Source organism: Calidithermus terrae (assembly GCF_003574345.1).
Taxonomy (GTDB): domain Bacteria; phylum Deinococcota; class Deinococci; order Deinococcales; family Thermaceae; genus Calidithermus; species Calidithermus chliarophilus.
The window spans coordinates 1-18,458 of record NZ_QXDL01000070.1; the positions used below are offsets into that span (position 1 = coordinate 1).

Below are 18,458 nucleotides of genomic sequence, written 5' to 3' on the forward strand. Positions count from 1 at the left end.
CTGCTCGCGGCTGAGGGCGTAGCGGGAGAGGACGCGGTCCTCGAGGGCGCGGGCTTCGCCCTCGGCCTCGCGGTACTTCTTGCCGTAAAGCGGGCCGGTGGCGCTGATCTCGAAGCGCTGGGCGCGGCGTTGGCGTGGATCGAGACGAAGAGGTGCTTGCCCTGGGCCAGCGCCACCCGCTTGGAGAGGTCGGTGCGCTTGTCGGCGGAGAAGGCGCGGTCGTCCTCGCGGGTGTAGGTCACCTCGATCCCGGCAGCCCGCAGCAGGCTGCCCACCCGGCGGGCGACCTCGAGGTTGACCGCCTTCTCGGTCACCAACCCGATGGCCCCGGGGTCGGGGCCGCCGTGGCCGGGGTCGAGCACCACCGAGAACAGCCGCCCGGAAGCCTTGACGAAGCTGAACGGGGGCAACTGCGGCAGGGGGGCAGGGTCCACGAAGGCGCCCGAGATGTCGAGCACCAGCCGCTCGCCCTGCTGGCCCGCCGCCGGGGCCAGCCCGGTCTTGCGGAAGCCCCAGCTCCTGCCCACCCCCTGCGGCGTGAGCAGGGTGACCACCGCGTCGGAGCCCTTCTGCTCGAGCACGTAGCCGCTGAGCTCGGGCGTGCCGACCTGCTTGATGGCGGGCCGCACGCTCTGGCCCGGCAGGGTGAGCCGCAGCGCGGGGCCCAGGGGCTCGAGCCGGAACGTCGCCCGGGGCGGGACGTCCAGCACCACCCGGGTGTAGCCGGGGTGGTCGCCGATGCGCGGAGGGCTGAGCTGGACGGCCCCGGCCAGGGAGGCCAGGGCGATGAGGCCGATCAGTGCGGTTCTGAGCATGGCTTCCCGGGTCCAGTGTATGCGCGGGGCGCTCGCCTTGGGGTGAAGCGGGGTTTTCACCTGGCCTTAAGGCGGCTCTCAGACACCGGCAGCCCCCTTCTCAGCCGCGTCACGCCGGGCTGGGGAATAATCGGCCTCATGCACCTGCGGGCCTCGCTGACCCTCGAGCTCACCCAAGCCCTCCTCGCTCACCTCCTCGCCCAGCCCCTCCGGGGCCTCGACCTGCCCTTGGAGGTGCGGGCCCTGCGGCTTTCACTGGGGCGGCTGCACGGCGGGGAGGTGCGCGAGCTGCGGCTGGAGCCGGGGCTGCTGCGCCTGGGCGTGGGCTTCGCCAGCGGCCCCCACGCCGAGCTGCGGCTGCGGCACCTCGGCTTCGACGCCCCTACCCAGACCCTGCGGCTGCGGGTCGAGCACCTGCACGCGGGCGGCTTCCCCGGGGCCATGCTGCTCAACCTGGCCCCGGCGAAGGTGCTCGAGGTAGCCATCGCCCAGGCCAACCGGCGGCTGCCGGGCCTGCTCAGCCCGGGCCCCGACCGGACCCTCGAACTCCGCCTCACCCCCCTGCGGGAGCGGCTGCGCCAGGAGCCCCGGCTGCGCGAGGCCCTGGCCGCGCTCGGCCTCGAGGCGAAGCCCGAGCTCGAGCTGCGCGACCTGCAATTCCGGCTCGAGCAGCTCTGGCTCGAGCTCGACGGCGGCTTCTGATCGCGTTTCCCACAAGCACCCGCCGGGATCGGCGGGTGCTTTACCCCACACGGCCAACCGGGCCGTGTGGGGTATTCGTGGGAACCGCTCTGAGCCGGCCGGGCTCAGACCACCCTGCGCCGCAGGCTGGACACCACCAGGCTCGAGGCCAGCGTGAGCCCGGCGAGGAAGGTCAGCAGGCCGCTGACCTCGGTGCGGGTGGGCTTCCACCCCACCGCCTTGCCCAGCTTGCGGTAGGCGTCCATGAGCGCCTGGGCCGACTCGGCCGCGTAGTACTCCCCGCCCGTGGCCTCGGCGATGGCCCGCAGGGTCTCCTCGTCGAAGGCCATCCAGTTGCTGGAGGTCCAGTCCTCCTCGCCCTGGCGGCGGCCCAGGCCGATGGTGTGCACCACCACGCCCATGGCCTTGGCCTCCTCGACGACCTCGAGCGGCTCGACTCCCCAGTTGTTGCGCCCGTCCGACAGCAGCACCACGGTCGAGGGCCCCAGCGGCTTGCCCGCCTCGTCGAGCGGGAACTGCGAAAGGCTCTCCCGCAGCCCCTCGCCGATGGCCGTGCGGCGGGCGAGCTCGAGGCTGTCGATCTGCTCGAGCACCCGCGCGTGGTCGGCGGTGAGGGGGACCACGGTGCTGGCGTACCCGGCGAAGCTCACCAGCGCCACTTTAGCGCCGGGGGGCAGGGCCTTCACGAAGGTCTGAGCCGCGGTCTTGGCGGCCTCCAGGCGGCTGGGCTCGATGTCGGTGGCCCGCATGGACAGGCTGATGTCGATGGTCAGCACCACCCCCGCCAGGTTGTCGGGCATCAGCACGCTGGCCTGGGGCCGGGCCAGGGCCACGACGCCCAGCGCCAAAGCCAGCAGGTACAGCCCCGCCCCCAGGTGGCGCTTCCAGGCCGAGCGGGGCAGGGCCGTGAACTGCTTGGGGTCGGGGAATAAGACGTAAGCGCTGGACGTCGCTTTGGCGATTCTGCGGCGGTACTCCCATACCAGAATGGGCAAAACCAGCAGCAACAGCAGCAACTGCGGCGCTTGAAAATCCATAGTTACCCCTGAGAGTACCGCTCGAGTTTGTAGGTTTGGTGAAGGCTCGAGTGTAGGCGGATTTACCTAATTCGCCGCGTGACGGAGCCGGGAGCCAAAAAAGCCGGGGCGGTCCGTGGACCGCCCCTGCACGTGAAGCCGCCCGGCAGGCTCAGTCGGTGGCTTCCGCGGGAGTTTCCTTGCTCTTGCGGATGCCCTGAAGCACCAGCTCGGAGATGTCGAGCACCTGCGGGGCTTGGCCCTCAGGCTCCTGTGCGGTCTCCACGTTCATCATCTGCATGCAGAAGGGGCAACCCACCGCGATGGTGGCGGCGCCGGTGGCCTTGAGCTCGCGGTAGCGGTTGGTGCTCACGCGCTCGGCGCCGGGCTCCTCCTCCTTCCAGAACTGGGCACCGCCCGCGCCGCAGCAGAAGGAGTTCTTGCCGTGCCGGGGCGGCTCGCTGAGCTTGAGCCCCACGTCCTTGAGCACCTCGCGGGGCTCGTCGAAGACCCCGTTGTGGCGGCCTAAGTAGCAGGGGTCGTGGTAGGTGACGCTCGAGTCGCCGTCCATGGGCAAAGGCTGCAGGCGCTTGGCGTCGATGAGCTCGGCGATGTACTCGCTGTGGTGCTTGACGGTGTAGTGGCCGCCGAAGTCCTTGTACTCGTTGGCGATGGTGTGGAAGCAGTGGGGGCAGGTGGTGACGATGGTCTTGGGCTTGGCCTCCATGACCGCGTTCAGCGTCTCGACGTTCTCGGTGGCGAGCTGCATGAACAAGAACTCGTTGCCCGCCCGCCGCGCCGCGTCGCCGGTGCACTTCTCCTGCTTGCCCAGCACCGCCCAGTTCACGCCCGACTCGTGCAGGATCTCGGCGAAGGCCCGGGCGGTCTTCTGGGCGCGGGGGTCGTAGCTCGGGGCGCAGCCCACCCAGTAGAGCACGTCGGCCTCGGGGTTCTGGGATACGGTCCTGACCTCGAAGGGCAGGCCCTCGGCCCAGGCCATGCGCTTGTCCTGGCCGATGTTCCAGGGGTTGCCGTTGCGCTCCATGCCGCGGAAAGCTTGCCCGAGCTGGGCCGGGAACTCGCCCTGCATCATCACCCGCTCGCGGCGGATGTCGATGATGTGCAGCATCTGCTCGTTGCCCACCGGGCAGACCTCGACGCAGGCGTTGCAGGTGGTGCACGCCCACACGCTCTCCTCGTTGGTGGCGAAGTCGAGGAGCGGGCGCGGGCTCTCCCCCCCGGCGGCGAAGGCGGGCAGGATCTGGTTGAGCTCGTAGCGCTCGGAGATGAGGATGGCGGCGGGCGAGAGCGCCTTGCCGGTGGCGTAGGCCGGGCACACGTCCTGGCAGCGGTTGCACTGGATGCAGCTATACGCGTCGAGCAGGCGGGGCCAGGTGAAGTCCTCGAGCTTGGCGACGCCGAACTTCTCCATCTTCTCCAGCTCTTCGAAGTCCTTGGCGATGGGCAGCAGCGCCCCCGGCTTCTCCTTCTTGAGCGCGATGTTGATGGGCGCGAGGAAGAGGTGGATGTGCTTGGAGCGGGCGAAGTAGGGGACGAAGAGCATGATCGAGCCCAAAGCACCCCACCAGAAGAAGTGCTCGAGGAAGACGATCTCCCGCCCGTCGAGGTAGCCCAGCAGGTTGCCCACCGCCGAGGCCACCGGCTGGAAGGGGTCGGGGCCCTCGTCGGCGGCCTGCGCCGACTTGTGCAGCAGCCTCGAGCCCACGTGGAAGGTGATGAAGGCGCTCACGATCAGCGAGTCGCGGCGGATGCCCCCGGGTGCTTTCTCGTGGATGGGCGTCTTCTCGCGCCAGCTAAAGGTGCGCCGCCCCGGCGCGGTGTTCCGCCGGATCCACAGCCCGATGATGCCGAGGAGGATCAGGGCGGTGAGGACGTCGCCCGTGAGGTTGACCCCGTTCCAAAACCCCCCGCGCAGCACCACCGGGAACAAGCCCTCGACCACGTCGAGCACGTTGAGCAGCAGGTAGTAGACGAAGCCGTAGAACACGAAGGCGTGCAGCAAGGAGACCAGAGGCCGCTTTTTGAACACCGTCTGCATGGTCAGGGTCAGCCAAAGCCCCCTGCCGATGCGGGCGGGAAGGTTGTCGAAGCGGTTCTCCGGCTTCCCCCGGAGGACGGCCCGGTACACCCGGTAGAAGGCCATCCCCCCGAAGTAGGCCGTGGCGGCCACCGCGAGCACGAAGAGGATTTTTTCGGGTACGCTCAGCATCAAGCCTCCAAAAACTTATACTCGGTATAAGATTATACCCTGAACTCCTCTACAGTCTAGCGTGTGGGGGGTGGATGGCCTAACGCCGGGCGCGGGGCGCGGGTCGTGCGTCGTACGTCCTACGTCGTACGCAAGACGCAAGACGACTTGTTCCCCCCTTAGCAAGGGGGGCCAGGGGGGATAAACCCTCCCCGCCCGCGGGGAGGGACGGGGTGGGGCAGCGACGGGCCACGAGCTGACGGCTTCCTACACCTCCACCACCCGGTAAACCTCGCGCCTTCCCTCCCGCACCAGGGGCACGAAGCGGGCGTACCAGGCCCGCCAGTCGGGGTCTTGGCCCATCTTGCCCAGGACGGCCTCGAGGTCGGCGAGGCTTTCGAAGTGGCTCTCGTTGACGAGGGTGTAGTAGGTGCCGGTCATGTCCACCAGCACCCTCGAGAGCGGGTAGCCCATGCGCTGCTCGATGGCCCGGCCCTCCTTCATCAGGGCCAAAGCGTCGCGGGTCTTGCCGAAGTGGAGATGGAATACGTCCCGAACCACGATCATGGCGACCTCCTCGGTTCTCGCTGATGCGCGTCGCCTCCGGCCCGGTCAGGGGCGGGGGGTTGGGGGTAGGACTCGAGGATACTCCCGCGCCACGCAGACGGTTGGGCCCATTCCAGAGGCGGGGCAGGGCCGGGGATAAGGGATAATGAGCGGCGAAAGGACAGGGCCACTTCAGGCCCCACGAAACCATGAGTACTGTCGCCGTCGCCTGGTTCTTGCTGCTGGCCTTCTCGGCCTTCAACCTCTACACCGCCTACCGCCTGCTCAAAGCCCGCAACCTCACCAGCCTGATCTGGATCCCGGTGGTGGGCACCCTCATCCCCGTCCTGCTGTTCGCCTGGAAGCCGGGGGGCCTGACCCTGCTCTCCTTCCCCGTGCTTCAGAGCATCGCGTTCTACGTGCTGATCACGATCGCCAACCGCAGGACGCCCTGAGCCGCGGGGCGAGTGAGCGGCCGTGTTTGCCCGGCCCGCGACCGCTCAGCGGGGCTGGGCCAGCACCACGGCCCAGGCGTTGCCCACGCGGGAGAAGCCCGCGCCGAACTCCTTGTAGTAGGGGTTCATGATGGCGCGGCAGTGCACGCCCGAGCGCAGCCACCAGCGCACCGCCTTGGCCGGGCTGGGGCTGCTTCCTTTGAAGATGATCTCCGACATGCGGCTGTAGCGGTACCCGGCGCGGCTCACCCGCACCCGCGGGCCTACGCCGCCGTAGTAGTGGGAGAGGAAGCCGTTGCGGCCCATGTTGAGGGCGTGGCCCAGCGCCACCTTCGCCAGCACCGGGTCGTACCTGAGCGCCGGGAGCTTGAAACCGCCCCCGCCGCCGGGGCAGCGCACGCCCTGCGCGCGGGCCTGGTTGATCAGGCTCATCACCTGGGTCTCGAGCGAAGCGGCGAAAGAAAAGCCGCACAGCAGCAGAAATCCCAAAACGATCCAGCGCCCCATGGCCCCTCTCCTCGGATGACCCGCCGAGTATACCCTCCCCTGCCCGGGGCGGGAAGTTCAGGACCGGGGTGCTGGGTTTGAATCAAAAAAGGTTAAAGCTCAGCCAGGCGAAAACCCCGCCCAAGATGGCCCCTACGGTGACCTCGAGGTAGGTGTGTCCCAGAAGCTCCTTCAAGGGCTCCTGCTCGGGGCCGCGCTGGATGACGGTGCGCAGCTCCTCGAAAAGGTCGTTGAGGCGGGCGGCGTGCATCCCGGCGGCGCGGCGGATGCCGGTGGCGTCGTACATCACGATGGTGGCGATCACCACGGCGATGGCGAAGTAGGTGCTGCCCCAGCCCTCGGTCATGCCGATGCCCACAGCCAGCGCGACGACGGTCGCGGAGTGGGAGGAGGGCATCCCGCCGGTCTCCATCAGCCGTTCCCACTCCCAGCGGCGCTCGACGAAGTAGTAGATGAACAGCTTGAGGACCTGGGCCAGGGCGCTGGCCAAGAGGGCCGTCCAGAGCACCTGATTGGAGAGAAGTTCGGCCATACGCGGGTCAACCCGGGCTATTTTACAAGGTGCCCCGGCGGCGCACGGCCGCCTTGACGGTGTTGAACAGCAGCATGGCTACGGTCATGGGGCCCACCCCGCCAGGCACCGGGGTGAGCGCCGAGGCCACCTGCGCCACCTCGGGGGTGCAGTCGCCCACCAGGACGTCGCGGCCCTGCTCGTTGCGGCCCACCCGGTTCACGCTCACGTCCACGACCACCGCGCCGGGGCGCACCATGTCGGGGGTGACGAACCCCGCCCGGCCCACCGCCGTCACCAGGATCTCGGCCCGGCGCGTCACCTCAGCCATGTGGGGGGTGCGGGAGTGGGCGATGGTCACGGTGGCGTTCTCGCGCAGCATCATGGCGGCGAGGGGCTTGCCCACCAGGTTCGAGCGGTTGACGATGACCACTTCCTTGCCCGCCGGCGAGATGCCGTAGTGCTTGAGCATGCGCATGATCCCCGCCGGGGTGCACGACTCGAGCGCCTCCTGCCCGCCCCACAGCCGCCCCGCGCTCACGGGGGTGAGCCCATCGACGTCCTTGGCGGGGTCGATGGCCTCGAGCACCGCCTGTTGTCGGATCTGCTTGGGGGTGGGGAACTGCACCAGGATGCCGTCGATCCCGTCGTCGGCGTTGAGGCGGGCGACGTGCTCGAGCAGCGCCGCCTCGCTGGTGGCTTCGGGGAACACGTCAACCTGGCTGCTGAGGCCGAGCTTCTTGGCCTGGCGGTCCTTGAGCCGCACGTAGGAGACGGAGGCGGGGTCTTCCCCCACCCGCACGACCCGCAGGTGGGGCACGTAGGGCAGGCGGGCGAGCTCGGCCTTGAGTTCTTCGTAGACGGCTTCGGCCACGGGGGGGCCGGCAAGTTCGAGCATGAAGGCACTCCTCGTTGGGGACGGGGCTAGGTGTTCGCGGGGTTATCTCGAGGCGGTCGGGACCTCCCCGGCCTCGATGCGCTTGAGCAGGCGGGCCAGCACGCCGTTGACGAAGCGGCCCGAGTCCTCCCCGCCGTAGCGCTTGGCGATCTTGACCGCGACCTCGATCAGGGGCGGGTGGGGGGTCTTCTCGAAGAGCATCTCGTAGGCGGTGAGCCGCAGGATGGCGAGGTCGGTCTTAGCCATCTGGCCGAAGCTCCAGCCCTCGATGGTGGCCTCGAGCACCCCGTCCACGGCGGCGGCCTCGCGCCCGTAGCCCTCGATCAGCTTGCGGGCGAAGTCCAGGCTCTCCCGGTCGAGCGGGTCGCCGTAGGTCTCGTCGTCGCCCTCGAGGTCCTGGGTGGCGTGGCTCCAGGCGGCCTCGAGGTCGCCCCCGCCGTTGGTGTACTCGAAGAGCACCTTGAAGGCCAGTTCGCGCGCTTTACGCCGCACTGCCGCCCTCCCGGTACTCCACCGCCACCACCGTGAGGTTCACGGACCGCACCTTGAGCCCGGTCGAGGCGCTCAGGGCCTCGGCCACGGTGCGCTGGGCGTTCTTGGCGAGCTCGGGGATGGGGTGGCCGTAGTCCACGCACACGTTGAGGTCAACGCTTAAGGAGTCGCCCTCGCGCTCGACGCGCACCGGCTTGCCGCGCCGCCCGGAGATCATCTCCCCCACGCTGCGGGCCCCGGATTGGGCCAGGCGCAGCCCCTGCGCGCCCTCGAGGGCCAGGGTCACCAGCCCCACCAAGGCGTTGTCGGAAAGGTCGTAATCCACCATAGGGCTATCATAAAGCCGCGAGCGGAATACGTAGCCTCAACTATGGCCCGAGAAAGGCTTAGCGGTCCGGCTCGGCGTCGGGGTCGTACCCCCGGTAGAGGATGGTGATGAGGCGGTCGTCGGCCTCCATGTCGATGAGCCAGCCCTTCGCGGTGCGGTTGAGCCTCAGGTCGTGCTCGAAGCGGTCCCACCCCACGCTGGGGTCGTTGCGGGCGAGCCTCCAGGCCTCTTCGACGGTGAGGTTGGGGTCCGGGGGCCCGTCCGGCATCCTGCCGTCCTTGTCGGGGCGAAGCCCCCTTAATTCCTCATACCTCGCCGCGATCGCGGTGGTGTCGATGATCTCCAGCTCCACCCTCACGAAGGCCACGTCCCCCTCCACGCGCGCCGGGCCCAGCCTCCAGCGGTAGTTCTCCAGCGGCAGGGCCTCCCGCCGGGCCATGCGCAGCACCGAGGGGGTGAAGCGGCCGAAGAAGGAGTTCTCGTAGGCCTTCAGGTCCCCCGTCCAGTAGTAGGCGACGCGCACCAGGTCCTTCCGCAGCAGGGCGTGGATGTAGCTGTCGGCGACCTCCACCGGGTCGCTGAGATCGTCGGTGTAGACGTGGGAACCGCTTCGCGAGAGCATGAGCACCCCCCCGGCCACGCCGAGCACGGCCACTATGACTAAGGTCGTTAGCACGGATCGCTGCATGGCTTACCTCAAGAATTGCTTTGGCTGGATGTTGTAGCGCTGAGTCAACACCTCATCCAAGCGCGTTTTCTTCTCTGGGCTTTGGGCGCTATAGAGATAAACTATGCGTGCAGATTGTTTATTTATCTCTTCTGTGCCCGCCTCCATCCACTTGGCAATCTGGTTAGCCGCGTTCATCAGGGTGAGCTTGGGGTAGTATTCCCGAGCCAACAGGCGTTCCAGCCGCTCTCTCCGCTCCCCGTCGAACAGCCGCACCAGCGAGTAAGCGTCCACGCTATCGATCAGGAGCACCAAGTCGCCAATCTGCCTCGAGGCCTCCACAATCCGCAGCATGAAGTCCTGGGCCAAGCCCGGGGAGCCGGGGCTGCCGAGGAGGGCGGCCTGGGCGATCTCGCCCTTCTGGAACTCCATGAGGAGCGTGGAGCGCTTGTAGAAGTCCCAGGAGCGGATGGCTTCGTCCGAGACCGAAGCCTGGCCGACCAGCCCGCCGATGAGGTCGTCCAGCCCGTCAAGGAGGAGGCTACCGATGGCATTGTTGCCCGCCTTGAGGTAGCCGAGAACGTGGTCAACGGCGTTGCTGTTGGTGATGCCCTCGAGGCCGGGCCGGTTGACGCCGATGGCCCCGACGGTTCCCGAGAGGTGGTCCTTGCGGGTGACGTCGCCCACCAGGCGCTCGTTTTGCAGCCGGTAGGGGTCCTCGCCCGCCTTGCCCTCGGCCACCATCCGCTCGGCGCGGTGCCAGGTCGCCAGGCGTTCGCGGTTCATGCTGGCCCCCAGCAGGTCGCGCATGGCGTGTTCGGAGAGACCGCCCTGCTTGAACAACTTGGCAAGCTCTACGTCGAAGGAAGTCCCCATGAGGCGCAGCAGGCGCTCGATGTCGGCGAACATCTGGCGGGTCGCGTTGTCGAAGACGCCGCCCATGGCGAAGAAGTCGGGGCGGAAGTCCTCGAGGCGGGCCCCGTAGGCGTCCCGGTAGCGCTCGAAGACCCAGGCCTCGGCGCGGGGGAGGTCGAAGCGGATGTGGGCCAGCATGGAGGCCACCAGCGAGAAGACGATCTTGCCGACCTGGCCGGGGATGCCCTCCATCTGCTTCTGGGCGGTGGCGGTCTTGAAGGCTTCGCGCCAGTGGGGCTCCTGCTTGCCGGCGACGGCTCTCAGGTTGTCCTCGTAGAGCTTGTCGAAGTAGAGCACGCACCACAGCACGTAGGTGGGGTAGTAGTAGGTGCGCTCCTGGGCGAAGAGGATTTCGTTCTCGGTGACGTGGCCGTAGACCTGGGCGAACCAGTAGCGGTAGTCCAGGACTTGCTTTGCGTCGGGGGAGAGCATCCGGCGGGCGCGGCTGCGCTGTTCTTGCAGCAGGGCCTGGGCGCTGGCGAGCATGGCTTTGTACTCCCGCTCGTCCTCGACGATGTTCTTGTTGGGAGGTTCGGTTTCGCTGCGTACCGGAGGGTTGCCCTTGAGGCGGCCCGTCTCACGCCAGGTGCGGGCGGGCGGTGGGGCGCTCTGGGCTTGCAGCCCGGCGACAGGCAGCAGGGAATAGCCCAGGCGGAGGGCTTCGGCGAAGGCCTTGGGAGCTTTCTCCTGGAGGTAGCGCAACACCCCTTCGCGCTCGGCGTCCGGGTAGGCGGCCAGTTCGGCGGCAGCGGCGGCCCGGCCGCCTCCCGCCGAGGCGAGGTTTTCGGCGAGGCGCTGGGCCTTGCGCTCGAGGCCCTCGCCTGCCGGTTGGCCCTGCGGGCGGGAAGGGGAAGGGCGGGCCTTGGGGGCTGGGGCCGCGACCACCTCCGGCAGGGTCAGGAGGTTGCCGTCTAGCGGCAGGTGCTCGCGCTCCAGGCGCAGGTACACCTCTTCCACCCGGCCACCCCCGGCCGGTCGCCAGCGGGCGGGGAGGTGGCCGCGCTCGAGCAAGCGCCCCAGGTCGCGGGCCTCGAGGCGCAGTTCCCCCAAGCGCCGGCCCTGGGCGTTGCGCTCGGTGAGGGTGACGGATCCCTCCTCGAGCCGGCCCTCCAAGCGGGTGACGTAGCCCTGCGCGGGGTAGCTCACGCGGCCCTCGAGCTCGCCGTCGAGGCTTCGTAGGGTCAGGGTGCAAGGCTGCCCGGCGATGGAAGTCTGGCACACGTAAGTCCAGCGCTGGGGGTGTTTCTCGCGGAAGGCCTGCCGGCGGGCCTGCTCGGCCTCCCGGGCCGCCTGGCGCTGACGGTACTCTTCCCGGTGCTGCTCCAGGGCGCGCTGCTGCTCAGGGCTGAGCTCCTCCCGGTGAGGGCGGTAGCTTGAAACGTGTCGATGACCGTCGTACGAACGGCCGTGGTCGTACTGGCGACCCATGCTGTCCAGTTTAGCAGGATTGATTCTGTATTTTCCCTTAACGTAAGGAGTGGTTTTCCGGGGTGCTTTCGGGGAGCGTAGCCTTTGCAGTAGCCTGAATGACCGATGTTCTCCACCCCGCTCCCTGCCGAACTGCGCCCCCTGCTCGAGCGCCTGCTGGTCCAGGCCGAGAGCGACCTCTCGGGCAGCGACCTCGAGACCTTCAGCCTGCGCCTGGAGCGCTACCTGCCCGACCTCCACGCCGGCCTGGCGGCGGTGTACCCCGACGTGGAGGGGCTGCTCGAGCGGCTGCTCCCCGTCCTCACCGCCGCCCACCGCGCCCGCCCCGCCGGCCTCAAGCGCCTCGACGCCCACCGCCTGCTGGCCCCCGACTGGTTCCAGCGCCCGGAGATGATCGCCTACGTGGCCTACACCGAGCGCTTCGCCGGGACGCTCAAGGGCATCGAGGAGCGGCTGGACTACCTCGAGGAGCTCGGCGTGCGCTACCTCCACCTCATGCCCTTCCTCAAGCCGCGCCCGGCCCCCCACGACGGCGGCTACGCGGTGATGGACTACCGCGCCGTGCGCGAGGACCTGGGCAGCATGGACGACCTCGAGGCCCTCACCGCCAAGCTGCGCGCGCGGGGCATCGCGCTGTGCTGCGACCTGGTCCTCAACCACGTGGCCCAGGAGCACGAGTGGGCGGTGCGGGCCCGGGCGGGCGAGGCGAGGTACCAGCACTACTTCCACATGTTCCCCGACCGCACCCTCCCCGACGAGTACGAGAAGACCCTGCCCGAGGTCTTCCCCGACTTCGCCCCGGGCAACTTCACCTTCGACGAGGCGAGCGGCAAGTGGGTGTGGACGACCTTCAACCGCTGGCAGTGGGACCTCAACTGGGCCAACCCCGCGGTCTTCCTCGAGTTCGCCGACCTCATCCTCTGGCTCGCCAACCGGGGCGTGGAGGTCTTCCGCCTGGATGCCATCGCCTTCATCTGGAAGCGCCTGGGTACGAACTGCCAGAACCAGCCGGAGGTGCACGCCATCACCCAGGCCCTGCGCGCCGTGGCCCGCGTCGTGGCCCCGGCAGTGCTGTTCAAGGCCGAGGCCATCGTGGCCCCCGACGACCTGATCCACTACCTGGGCCAGGGCGAACACTTCGGCCTGGTCAGCGACACCGCCTACCACAACAGCCTGATGGTGCAGATCTGGTCGAGCCTGGCCTCGCGCGACGTGCGGCTGATGAGCGAGGCCCTGCGCCGCTTCCCTGTAAAGCCCACCAACACCGCCTGGAACACCTATTTGCGCTGCCACGACGACATCGGCTGGGCCATCGCCGACGACGACGCGGCGCGGGTGGGGCTCTCCGGCGAGGCCCACCGGCGCTTCCTCTCCGATTACTACTCCGGGCGCTTCCCCACTTCCCCCAGCCGGGGGCTGGTCTTCCAGGAAAACCCCCGCACCGGCGACCGGCGCATCTCGGGCTCGGGGGCCAGCCTGGCGGGCCTCGAGCAGGCCCTCGAACAGAACGACCCCCGGCAGGTTCACCTCAGCCTCGAGCGCCTGCTGCTGGGCCACGCGGTGGTGCTGGGCTTCGGCGGGATCCCCCTGCTGTACATGGGCGACGAGCTGGCCCTGCTCAACGACTACTCCTACCTCGAGGAGCCCGAGCACGCCGAGGACAACCGCTGGGTCCACCGCCCGCACATGGACTGGGACAAGGCCGCCCGCGCCAAGGCCGACCCCGCCTCGACCGAGGGCCGCATGTACCACGGCCTGCTGCACCTCATCCGCGTGCGCCGCGCCACCCCCCACTTCCACGCCGCCATCGAGGCGCAGATCCTCGAGCCGCGCAACCCCCACGTCTTCGGCTACGTGCGCCGCCACCCGCTGGGCAACCTGGTCGCGCTCTACAACTTCAGCGAAGAAGTCCAGTACTACCCCGCCGAGGTGCTCTGGCAGCAGGGCCTGAGCCTGCCCCACGACCGCATCGGCGGCCAGCTCGTGCCCATCGAGCGCCACCTGGTGCGGCTCGAGCCGTATGCGCGGCTGTGGATCACGGATGAGGTGTAGGGTGGTAAGAGGCCGATGGTCGATAGCGGATAGCAGATAGCCGAACGCCGGGCGGGGGCGTACGTCCCGCGTCCGGCGCTATACGTCCTACGTCGTACGTCGTACGCCAGACCCCTTGGCCCTCGACCCTCGACGCCCCATCTCAGCTTCCTTTCTCCGCGCGCGGCTGGTGCTACGGTGATGTCATGGGCGCTTCCTACGCCACCCTCACCCTGCGGGATAACGAGCGGCTCGAGCTTTGCCTGAGCGACCAGGGTTTTAGCGTGCAGCGGCGGCAGGGCTTCGCCGTCGTCGAGGTGGAGCCCGGCGAGGAGCAGATCCAGCGGCAGGCGCAGGGGCTCTCGAGCTGCACCGGCCAGCCGGTGATCGCGGTGCTCAACCAGGACGACGAGCGGCTGCTGCTGTGGGTTTACGTGGACGGTTCGCAGCGGCACTTCTACGACTCCAACCCCATGCACCTGGCCTGCCGGGTGTGCTCCTACGCCGAGTTCAGCGAGGGGGCGGTGGGGCGCGAGGCCGGGGAGATGGCCGGGTTGCTGGGCGTCCCCGAGAAGGCCAAGGCCCTGCGGTCGTGGCTGGGGCGCCGTCGGGGGCTGGGCTTCATCAGCGAGCGGCAGCGCCACGCGGCCATCGCGGGGTTGCTGGGGCTGCCGGAACCGTTTCCTACCCGGGCTGCCGCCGGGTAGCATAGTCGCGTGCGGTTACACCTGCGCGAGCACACCCTCGACCTCTCGAGGCCCCGGCTGATGGGGGTGCTCAACCTCACCCCCGACTCCTTCTCCGACGGGGGCCGCTACGCCACGCCCCAGGCCGCCCTCGAGCACGCCCGCCGGATGGTGGCCGAAGGGGCCGACCTGCTGGACTTGGGCGGGGAGTCCACCCGCCCCGGCGCCGAGCCCGTGAGCGCCGAGGAGGAGAAGCGCCGGGTGCTGCCGGCGCTCGAGGCCCTCCTCCCGCTCGGGGTGCCCCTCAGCATCGACACCCGCAAGCCGGAGGTGGCCGCCGAGGCCCTGGCCCTTGGCGCACACCTGCTCAACGACGTGACCGGGCTGCGCGACGAGCGCATGGCCGCACTGGCCGCCCGCCACGGGGTCCCCGCCGTCGTCATGCACATGCCCGTCCCCGACCCCGCCACCATGCAGCAGCACGCCCGTTACGCCGACGTGGTGGGCGAGGTGAGGGCCTTCCTGCAGGCCCAGGCGCACAAAGCCCTGCGAGCAGGGGTGCCCCAGGTGGTGCTCGACCCCGGCATCGGCTTCGGCAAGACGCTGGAGCACAACCTCGAGCTCATCCGCCGCCTGGACGAGCTGGCGGCGCTGGGCCACCCGGTGCTGCTGGGGGCCAGCCGCAAGCGCTTCATCGGCGCCCTCACCGGCGTCGAGGCCGCCGAACAGCGGGTGGCGGGCACGGTGGCGGCCCACCTCTTCGGGGTGAGCCGGGGCGCGCGGCTGCTGCGCGTCCACGACGTGAAGGCCCACCGCGAGGCGCTGGCGGTGTGGGAGGCCCTGGGGGCGCAGGAGGTGGCGCGTGGGTAGGATCGTGCTCGCCGGGATCGAGCTCTACGCCCGCCACGGCGTGCACGCCGAGGAGGAGAAGCTGGGGGCGCGCTTCGTGGTGGACGTGGAGATGGAGGTGGCCTTCGAGGGCAAGCCCGACGCCATCGGCTCCACCGTGGACTACGGCGCGGTGTTCCGCTTCGTGCAGAAGCTGGCGACCGAGCAGCGCTTCTACCTCATCGAGGCCTTGGCCGACCACCTCGCCGACGCCATCCTCGAGCGCTTCGGCGAGATCCGCACCCTGGTGGTGCGGGTGCACAAGCCCCACGCCCCCCTGCCCGGCGTGGTGCGGGACGTGTTCGTGGAGACCACGAGGGCGCGATGACCTACCCGGAGGCCCTGGAGTACACCGCCTCGCTGCTGAAGTTCGGCGTCCGGCTCGGGCTCGAGCGCTTCCGCGAGCTGCTGCGCCGCGCGGGCGACCCCCACACCGCCTTCCGCGCGGTGCACGTGGCCGGGACCAACGGCAAGGGCTCGACCACCGCCTTCATCGCCTCGGCGCTGCGCGAGGCGGGCTACCGCACCGGCCACTACCTCTCCCCCCACCTCTTCGACTTCCGCGAGCGCATCCAGGTGGACGGCGCCCTGATCCCGCCCGAGGCCTTCGCCCGGCAGGTGGAGCGCCTGAGGCCCGTGGCCGAGGAGCTGGCCCGCGACGAGCGCTACGGCCCGACCACCGAGTTCGAGCTGATCACCGCGGCCGCCTTCGGCCACTTCGCCGAGGAAGGGGTGGAGGTGGCGGTGCTCGAGGTGGGCCTGGGCGGGCGGCTCGACGCCACCAACGTCATCCCCCCGCCGCTGGCGGCCGTCATCACCAGCATCGGGCTCGACCACCAGGAGGTGCTGGGGCACAGCCTGCGCCAGATCGCGCTCGAGAAGGCCGGCATCCTCAAGCCGGGCGTCCCGGTGGTGACGGGCGTGATGCAGGAGGAGGCGCTCGAGGCCATCCGCGAGGTGGCCCGCGAGCGCGGGTGCCCGCTGCACCGGGTGGAGCCCGCCGCCCTGCGCCGCGCCGACGGCTACGCCTACTACGCCTCCGACGCCCGCGGGCTGTCGGTCTGGCTGCCCCAGACGCCCCTCATCGGCCTGCAACTCGCCCTGCGGGGCACCTTCCAGCACGCCAACGCCGCCGTGGCCGCCGCGACGCTCAACCTCCTGAGGGGCCGGGGGCTCGAGGTCTCCGACGAGGCCCTGCGGCGCGGCCTCGAGAAAGCCCGCCTGCCGGGCCGCTTCCAGATTTTGTGGCTCCACAACCCGCCCCGCACCCTGGTGCTCGACGTCGCCCACAACCAAGACGGCGCCCACGCCCTGGCGGAAGCCCTCGAGCACGCCTTCTCCGGCCGCAAGGCCCTCTTCGTGGTGGGCATGAAGTCCAACCACGACCCCGCCGAGTTCCTGCCGCCCCTGCGCGAGCACGTCGAGCGCCTGTGGGTGAGCGAGCCCCGCACCAGCCCCCGCCCCGTGGAGGAATTGCTCGAGGCGGCCCGCCGCCTCCACCTGCGCGCCGAAGCCGCCCCCAGCATCCCCGAGGCGCTGGAACGGGCGCTCGAGCACGCCTCCCCCGACCAGCCCGTCGTCCTCACCGGCTCGCTGCTCACGGTGGGCGAATTGCCGGAGCCGTACCGCAGTCAGGCACTGGGGGGGTAGGCTCGCTGCGGGAGTTGCCGGACGTGGGGCGCGGGTCGTACGTCGTACGTCGTACGTCCTACGTCGTACGTCTTACGCCGAACGCAAGACGCGAAACGCGAGACGCCTGGTTCCCCCCTTAGCAAGGGGGGCTAGGGGGGATACTCCCTCCCCGCCCGCGGGGAGGGACGGGGAGGGGGCTACCGCGGGCTACGAGCTGACGGCTGACCGCTGATAGCTGAAAGCTTCCCGCTTACGCTAACCATAGCCCCTAGGCGCGGGCGGGCGGTAATCTGGGGGCGCTATGGGTTTTGCTCTTGGAGATCTCCTGCCTGACGTCACCGTGTTCACCGTCACCGCCGAGGCCAAGCGCCTGCTCGAGCTCGTGCAGGGTAGGCCTACGGTGCTGCTGTTCTTCCCGGCTGCCCACACCCGCGTGTGCGAGAAGGAGCTGTGCGCCTTTCGCGACGGGCTCGCCCGGTACAACGCGCTTGGGGCGCAGGTTTTCGGCATCAGCGTGGACACGCCCTGGACGCTGGCGGCCTACGCGAAGCAGTTGGGCCTGGAGTTCCCCCTCCTCTCCGACTACAACCGCGAGGCCACGCGGGCGCTGGGGCTCGAGATCAGCCTCAAGGGCCTCCCCGGCTTCTCCCAGCGCGCCGCCTACGTCACCGACGCCGGAGGCCGCGTGCGCTGGGCCTGGGTGGCCGAAGTCCCCGCCCAGGAGCCGCCCTACGAGGAAGTCGCCGCAGCCGCCCAGGCGCTGGTCTGATACCGGATTCGGTCAGTTCGTCACCGAACGGTGACGCCGCCCCGCCAAGGCGGGGCGGCCGACCGAAGGGTGTGCTCTGGGATTCAAAAAGATAACCTCTGGGATCTTTGGATTTGGATGATTATCTTTTTGATTCCGGTATGACAGGTTTCGGGTAAGCGAAGGGCCAGCCCTGTGCCCGCCTCTACCCAAGGCGTTGGGCGTTCGGCCATCAGCGATCAGCCATCGACCATCGACCCTAGCGGCTAGAGCAGCTCGAGCCCCGGCCACCCCGTGAGCAGGTCCTGCTCCGTCAGCGACTCGCCCTCGGCCTCCGGGGTCCAGGAGATGTAAGCCGCCAGCGTGGTGACGGGGGTGGTGGCCGAGAGGGCCATCACGGCGGCTTTGGCCCCGGCCTCGCGCAGGGGGAGCGGCACCGGGGGCAGCGTGCCGTGGGCGGCGACGAGGACCGAGACCAGCAGGTAGCGCCCGTCGGGCTCGGCCTTGGGGGTGTAGTCGCCGGGGGCCTCCACCTTGCCCTCGAACTTGCGGAAGGTCTCCACGAACTTCGAGCGGTCCTCGGCCATCCTGCGGTCGAACTGGCCCTCGGCCTCGCGCAGGCTGCCCTTCCAGCTCTCGTACCCCCCGAAGCGCCACGCGGCCTGCTCGCGCAGCAGCACCACGCACACCTCGTCCACGAGGTCGGCGAGGCCCTGGGTGGTCTCGGTGTCGGCCTTCTCGGCCAGGCGGCGCAGGGTGCGCTGGAGTGAGGGGCTGTACAGCAGGGCCAGGCGCAGGCGGGCCACCTCGGCCTCGGGGAGGCTGCCGTAGGCCCCGCCCGCGGCCCCGGCCCGCCGCAGCCCCTGGATGACCGACAGGGCGATCACCCCGATGACGATGATCACCACCACGGAGGCGATGCCGGTGCCGCCGCCGTAGCCGTAGCCGGGGGTGGAAGGGATGTAGACCGGGGGGTAGGTGCGG

The 18,458-nt window shown here is 69.6% G+C and carries 19 protein-coding genes and 2 pseudogenes; 8 read left to right on the forward strand and 13 right to left on the reverse strand.

The genetic code is table 11. From position 1 onward, the window contains the following. Together Mterra_RS23130 and Mterra_RS09625 are read right to left on the reverse strand one after the other, a co-directional pair. Positions 1 to 126, reverse strand: a pseudogene (locus tag Mterra_RS23130) (tRNA pseudouridine(13) synthase TruD); the annotation flags it as partial. Positions 127 to 170: 44 nt separating this feature from the next. Next, positions 171 to 815: pseudogene (locus Mterra_RS09625) on the reverse strand (N-acetylmuramoyl-L-alanine amidase family protein); the annotation flags it as partial. A 138-nt stretch (positions 816 to 953) separates the two neighbouring features. On the opposite strand from Mterra_RS09625, the gene Mterra_RS09630 reads away from it, so the two are divergent. Beyond that, on the forward strand, positions 954 to 1,517 hold the full coding sequence (locus tag Mterra_RS09630; RefSeq protein ID WP_119315010.1) for a hypothetical protein: 564 nt from the start codon (positions 954 to 956) through the stop codon (positions 1,515 to 1,517). A 104-nt stretch (positions 1,518 to 1,621) separates the two neighbouring features. Here Mterra_RS09630 and Mterra_RS09635 read toward each other — a convergent pair whose 3' ends face one another. From Mterra_RS09635 to Mterra_RS09645, 3 genes are all read right to left on the reverse strand, one after another. Next, the gene (locus Mterra_RS09635) at positions 1,622 to 2,554 is read right to left on the reverse strand and encodes a VWA domain-containing protein (protein WP_119315011.1); all 933 of its coding nucleotides are present in this window, start codon (positions 2,552 to 2,554) and stop codon (positions 1,622 to 1,624) included. Between the two features lie 151 nt (positions 2,555 to 2,705). After that, the gene (locus tag Mterra_RS09640; RefSeq protein ID WP_119315012.1) at positions 2,706 to 4,763 is read right to left on the reverse strand and encodes a (Fe-S)-binding protein; all 2,058 of its coding nucleotides are present in this window, start codon (positions 4,761 to 4,763) and stop codon (positions 2,706 to 2,708) included. A 246-nt stretch (positions 4,764 to 5,009) separates the two neighbouring features. Then, positions 5,010 to 5,309: an NIPSNAP family protein gene (locus Mterra_RS09645; protein WP_027892420.1), complete on the reverse strand. Its 300-nt coding sequence runs from the start codon at positions 5,307 to 5,309 to the stop codon at positions 5,010 to 5,012. A 188-nt stretch (positions 5,310 to 5,497) separates the two neighbouring features. Here Mterra_RS09645 and Mterra_RS09650 point away from each other — a divergent pair, with 188 nt between their 5' ends. Then, on the forward strand, positions 5,498 to 5,743 hold the full coding sequence (locus Mterra_RS09650; RefSeq protein ID WP_119315013.1) for a hypothetical protein: 246 nt from the start codon (positions 5,498 to 5,500) through the stop codon (positions 5,741 to 5,743). Positions 5,744 to 5,788: 45 nt separating this feature from the next. On the opposite strand, the gene Mterra_RS09655 is transcribed toward Mterra_RS09650, so the two are convergent. From Mterra_RS09655 to Mterra_RS09685, 7 genes are all read right to left on the reverse strand, one after another. Then, entirely contained in the window at positions 5,789 to 6,250 is a 462-nt protein-coding gene (locus Mterra_RS09655; RefSeq protein ID WP_119315014.1) for a CAP domain-containing protein, read from the reverse strand. An 82-nt stretch (positions 6,251 to 6,332) separates the two neighbouring features. Continuing rightward, positions 6,333 to 6,782, reverse strand: coding sequence for a divergent PAP2 family protein (locus Mterra_RS09660; RefSeq protein ID WP_119315015.1), 450 nt, complete (start codon positions 6,780 to 6,782; stop codon positions 6,333 to 6,335). 22 nt (positions 6,783 to 6,804) lie between these two features. Next, a complete protein-coding gene (locus tag Mterra_RS09665) occupies positions 6,805 to 7,659 on the reverse strand; it encodes a tetrahydrofolate dehydrogenase/cyclohydrolase catalytic domain-containing protein (protein WP_119315016.1) in 855 nt (284 codons plus the stop codon). A gap of 42 nt (positions 7,660 to 7,701) precedes the next feature. Beyond that, the gene (nusB, locus tag Mterra_RS09670) at positions 7,702 to 8,151 is read right to left on the reverse strand and encodes a transcription antitermination factor NusB (protein WP_119315017.1); all 450 of its coding nucleotides are present in this window, start codon (positions 8,149 to 8,151) and stop codon (positions 7,702 to 7,704) included. Next, a complete protein-coding gene (locus Mterra_RS09675; RefSeq protein WP_119315018.1) occupies positions 8,141 to 8,479 on the reverse strand; it encodes an Asp23/Gls24 family envelope stress response protein in 339 nt (112 codons plus the stop codon). The genes nusB and Mterra_RS09675 overlap by 11 nt, the downstream gene beginning before the upstream one ends. Before the next feature lie 58 nt (positions 8,480 to 8,537). Further along, positions 8,538 to 9,167 (reverse strand): hypothetical protein, encoded by a 630-nt coding sequence (locus tag Mterra_RS09680; RefSeq protein WP_147372654.1) that lies wholly within the window; start codon positions 9,165 to 9,167, stop codon positions 8,538 to 8,540. A 3-nt stretch (positions 9,168 to 9,170) separates the two neighbouring features. Further along, positions 9,171 to 11,489: a DUF5995 family protein gene (locus Mterra_RS09685; RefSeq protein WP_119315020.1), complete on the reverse strand. Its 2,319-nt coding sequence runs from the start codon at positions 11,487 to 11,489 to the stop codon at positions 9,171 to 9,173. 105 nt (positions 11,490 to 11,594) lie between these two features. Here Mterra_RS09685 and Mterra_RS09690 point away from each other — a divergent pair, with 105 nt between their 5' ends. From Mterra_RS09690 to Mterra_RS09715, 6 genes are all read left to right on the forward strand, one after another. Then, positions 11,595 to 13,541 (forward strand): alpha-amylase family protein, encoded by a 1,947-nt coding sequence (locus Mterra_RS09690; protein WP_119315021.1) that lies wholly within the window; start codon positions 11,595 to 11,597, stop codon positions 13,539 to 13,541. A gap of 185 nt (positions 13,542 to 13,726) precedes the next feature. Beyond that, on the forward strand, positions 13,727 to 14,227 hold the full coding sequence (locus Mterra_RS09695) for a hypothetical protein (RefSeq protein ID WP_119315022.1): 501 nt from the start codon (positions 13,727 to 13,729) through the stop codon (positions 14,225 to 14,227). 60 nt (positions 14,228 to 14,287) lie between these two features. After that, complete coding sequence (folP, locus tag Mterra_RS09700) at positions 14,288 to 15,076, forward strand: dihydropteroate synthase (protein ID WP_119315026.1); 789 nt, start codon at positions 14,288 to 14,290, stop codon at positions 15,074 to 15,076. After that, complete coding sequence (gene folB, locus Mterra_RS09705; RefSeq protein WP_027892409.1) at positions 15,069 to 15,422, forward strand: dihydroneopterin aldolase; 354 nt, start codon at positions 15,069 to 15,071, stop codon at positions 15,420 to 15,422. Before folP ends, folB begins: the two co-directional genes overlap by 8 nt. Next, positions 15,419 to 16,744 (forward strand): bifunctional folylpolyglutamate synthase/dihydrofolate synthase, encoded by a 1,326-nt coding sequence (locus Mterra_RS09710; RefSeq protein WP_119315023.1) that lies wholly within the window; start codon positions 15,419 to 15,421, stop codon positions 16,742 to 16,744. Before folB ends, Mterra_RS09710 begins: the two co-directional genes overlap by 4 nt. Positions 16,745 to 17,027: 283 nt before the next feature. After that, on the forward strand, positions 17,028 to 17,495 hold the full coding sequence (locus tag Mterra_RS09715) for a redoxin domain-containing protein (RefSeq protein WP_119315024.1): 468 nt from the start codon (positions 17,028 to 17,030) through the stop codon (positions 17,493 to 17,495). 245 nt (positions 17,496 to 17,740) lie between these two features. Here Mterra_RS09715 and Mterra_RS09720 read toward each other — a convergent pair. Beyond that, positions 17,741 to 18,458 (reverse strand): DUF1517 domain-containing protein (locus tag Mterra_RS09720; protein ID WP_119315025.1); only part of this gene is annotated, 718 nt, incomplete at its 5' end.

What these genes read in the sequence shown, in the direction of transcription:
- Mterra_RS09630 (WP_119315010.1), top strand. Translation starts at nt 954, where the DNA reads ATGCACCTGCGGGCCTCGCTGACCCTCGAGCTCACCCAAGCCCTCCTC.
- Mterra_RS09635 (WP_119315011.1), bottom strand. Translation starts at nt 2,554, where the DNA reads ATGGATTTTCAAGCGCCGCAGTTGCTGCTGTTGCTGCTGGTTTTGCCC.
- Mterra_RS09640 (WP_119315012.1), bottom strand. Translation starts at nt 4,763, where the DNA reads ATGCTGAGCGTACCCGAAAAAATCCTCTTCGTGCTCGCGGTGGCCGCC.
- Mterra_RS09645 (WP_027892420.1), bottom strand. Translation starts at nt 5,309, where the DNA reads ATGATCGTGGTTCGGGACGTATTCCATCTCCACTTCGGCAAGACCCGC.
- Mterra_RS09650 (WP_119315013.1), top strand. Translation starts at nt 5,498, where the DNA reads ATGAGTACTGTCGCCGTCGCCTGGTTCTTGCTGCTGGCCTTCTCGGCC.
- Mterra_RS09655 (WP_119315014.1), bottom strand. Translation starts at nt 6,250, where the DNA reads ATGGGGCGCTGGATCGTTTTGGGATTTCTGCTGCTGTGCGGCTTTTCT.
- Mterra_RS09660 (WP_119315015.1), bottom strand. Translation starts at nt 6,782, where the DNA reads ATGGCCGAACTTCTCTCCAATCAGGTGCTCTGGACGGCCCTCTTGGCC.
- Mterra_RS09665 (WP_119315016.1), bottom strand. Translation starts at nt 7,659, where the DNA reads ATGCTCGAACTTGCCGGCCCCCCCGTGGCCGAAGCCGTCTACGAAGAA.
- Mterra_RS09675 (WP_119315018.1), bottom strand. Translation starts at nt 8,479, where the DNA reads ATGGTGGATTACGACCTTTCCGACAACGCCTTGGTGGGGCTGGTGACC.
- Mterra_RS09680 (WP_147372654.1), bottom strand. Translation starts at nt 9,167, where the DNA reads ATGCAGCGATCCGTGCTAACGACCTTAGTCATAGTGGCCGTGCTCGGC.
- Mterra_RS09685 (WP_119315020.1), bottom strand. Translation starts at nt 11,489, where the DNA reads ATGGGTCGCCAGTACGACCACGGCCGTTCGTACGACGGTCATCGACAC.
- Mterra_RS09690 (WP_119315021.1), top strand. Translation starts at nt 11,595, where the DNA reads ATGTTCTCCACCCCGCTCCCTGCCGAACTGCGCCCCCTGCTCGAGCGC.
- Mterra_RS09695 (WP_119315022.1), top strand. Translation starts at nt 13,727, where the DNA reads ATGGGCGCTTCCTACGCCACCCTCACCCTGCGGGATAACGAGCGGCTC.
- folP (WP_119315026.1), top strand. Translation starts at nt 14,288, where the DNA reads ATGGGGGTGCTCAACCTCACCCCCGACTCCTTCTCCGACGGGGGCCGC.
- Mterra_RS09710 (WP_119315023.1), top strand. Translation starts at nt 15,419, where the DNA reads ATGACCTACCCGGAGGCCCTGGAGTACACCGCCTCGCTGCTGAAGTTC.
- Mterra_RS09715 (WP_119315024.1), top strand. Translation starts at nt 17,028, where the DNA reads ATGGGTTTTGCTCTTGGAGATCTCCTGCCTGACGTCACCGTGTTCACC.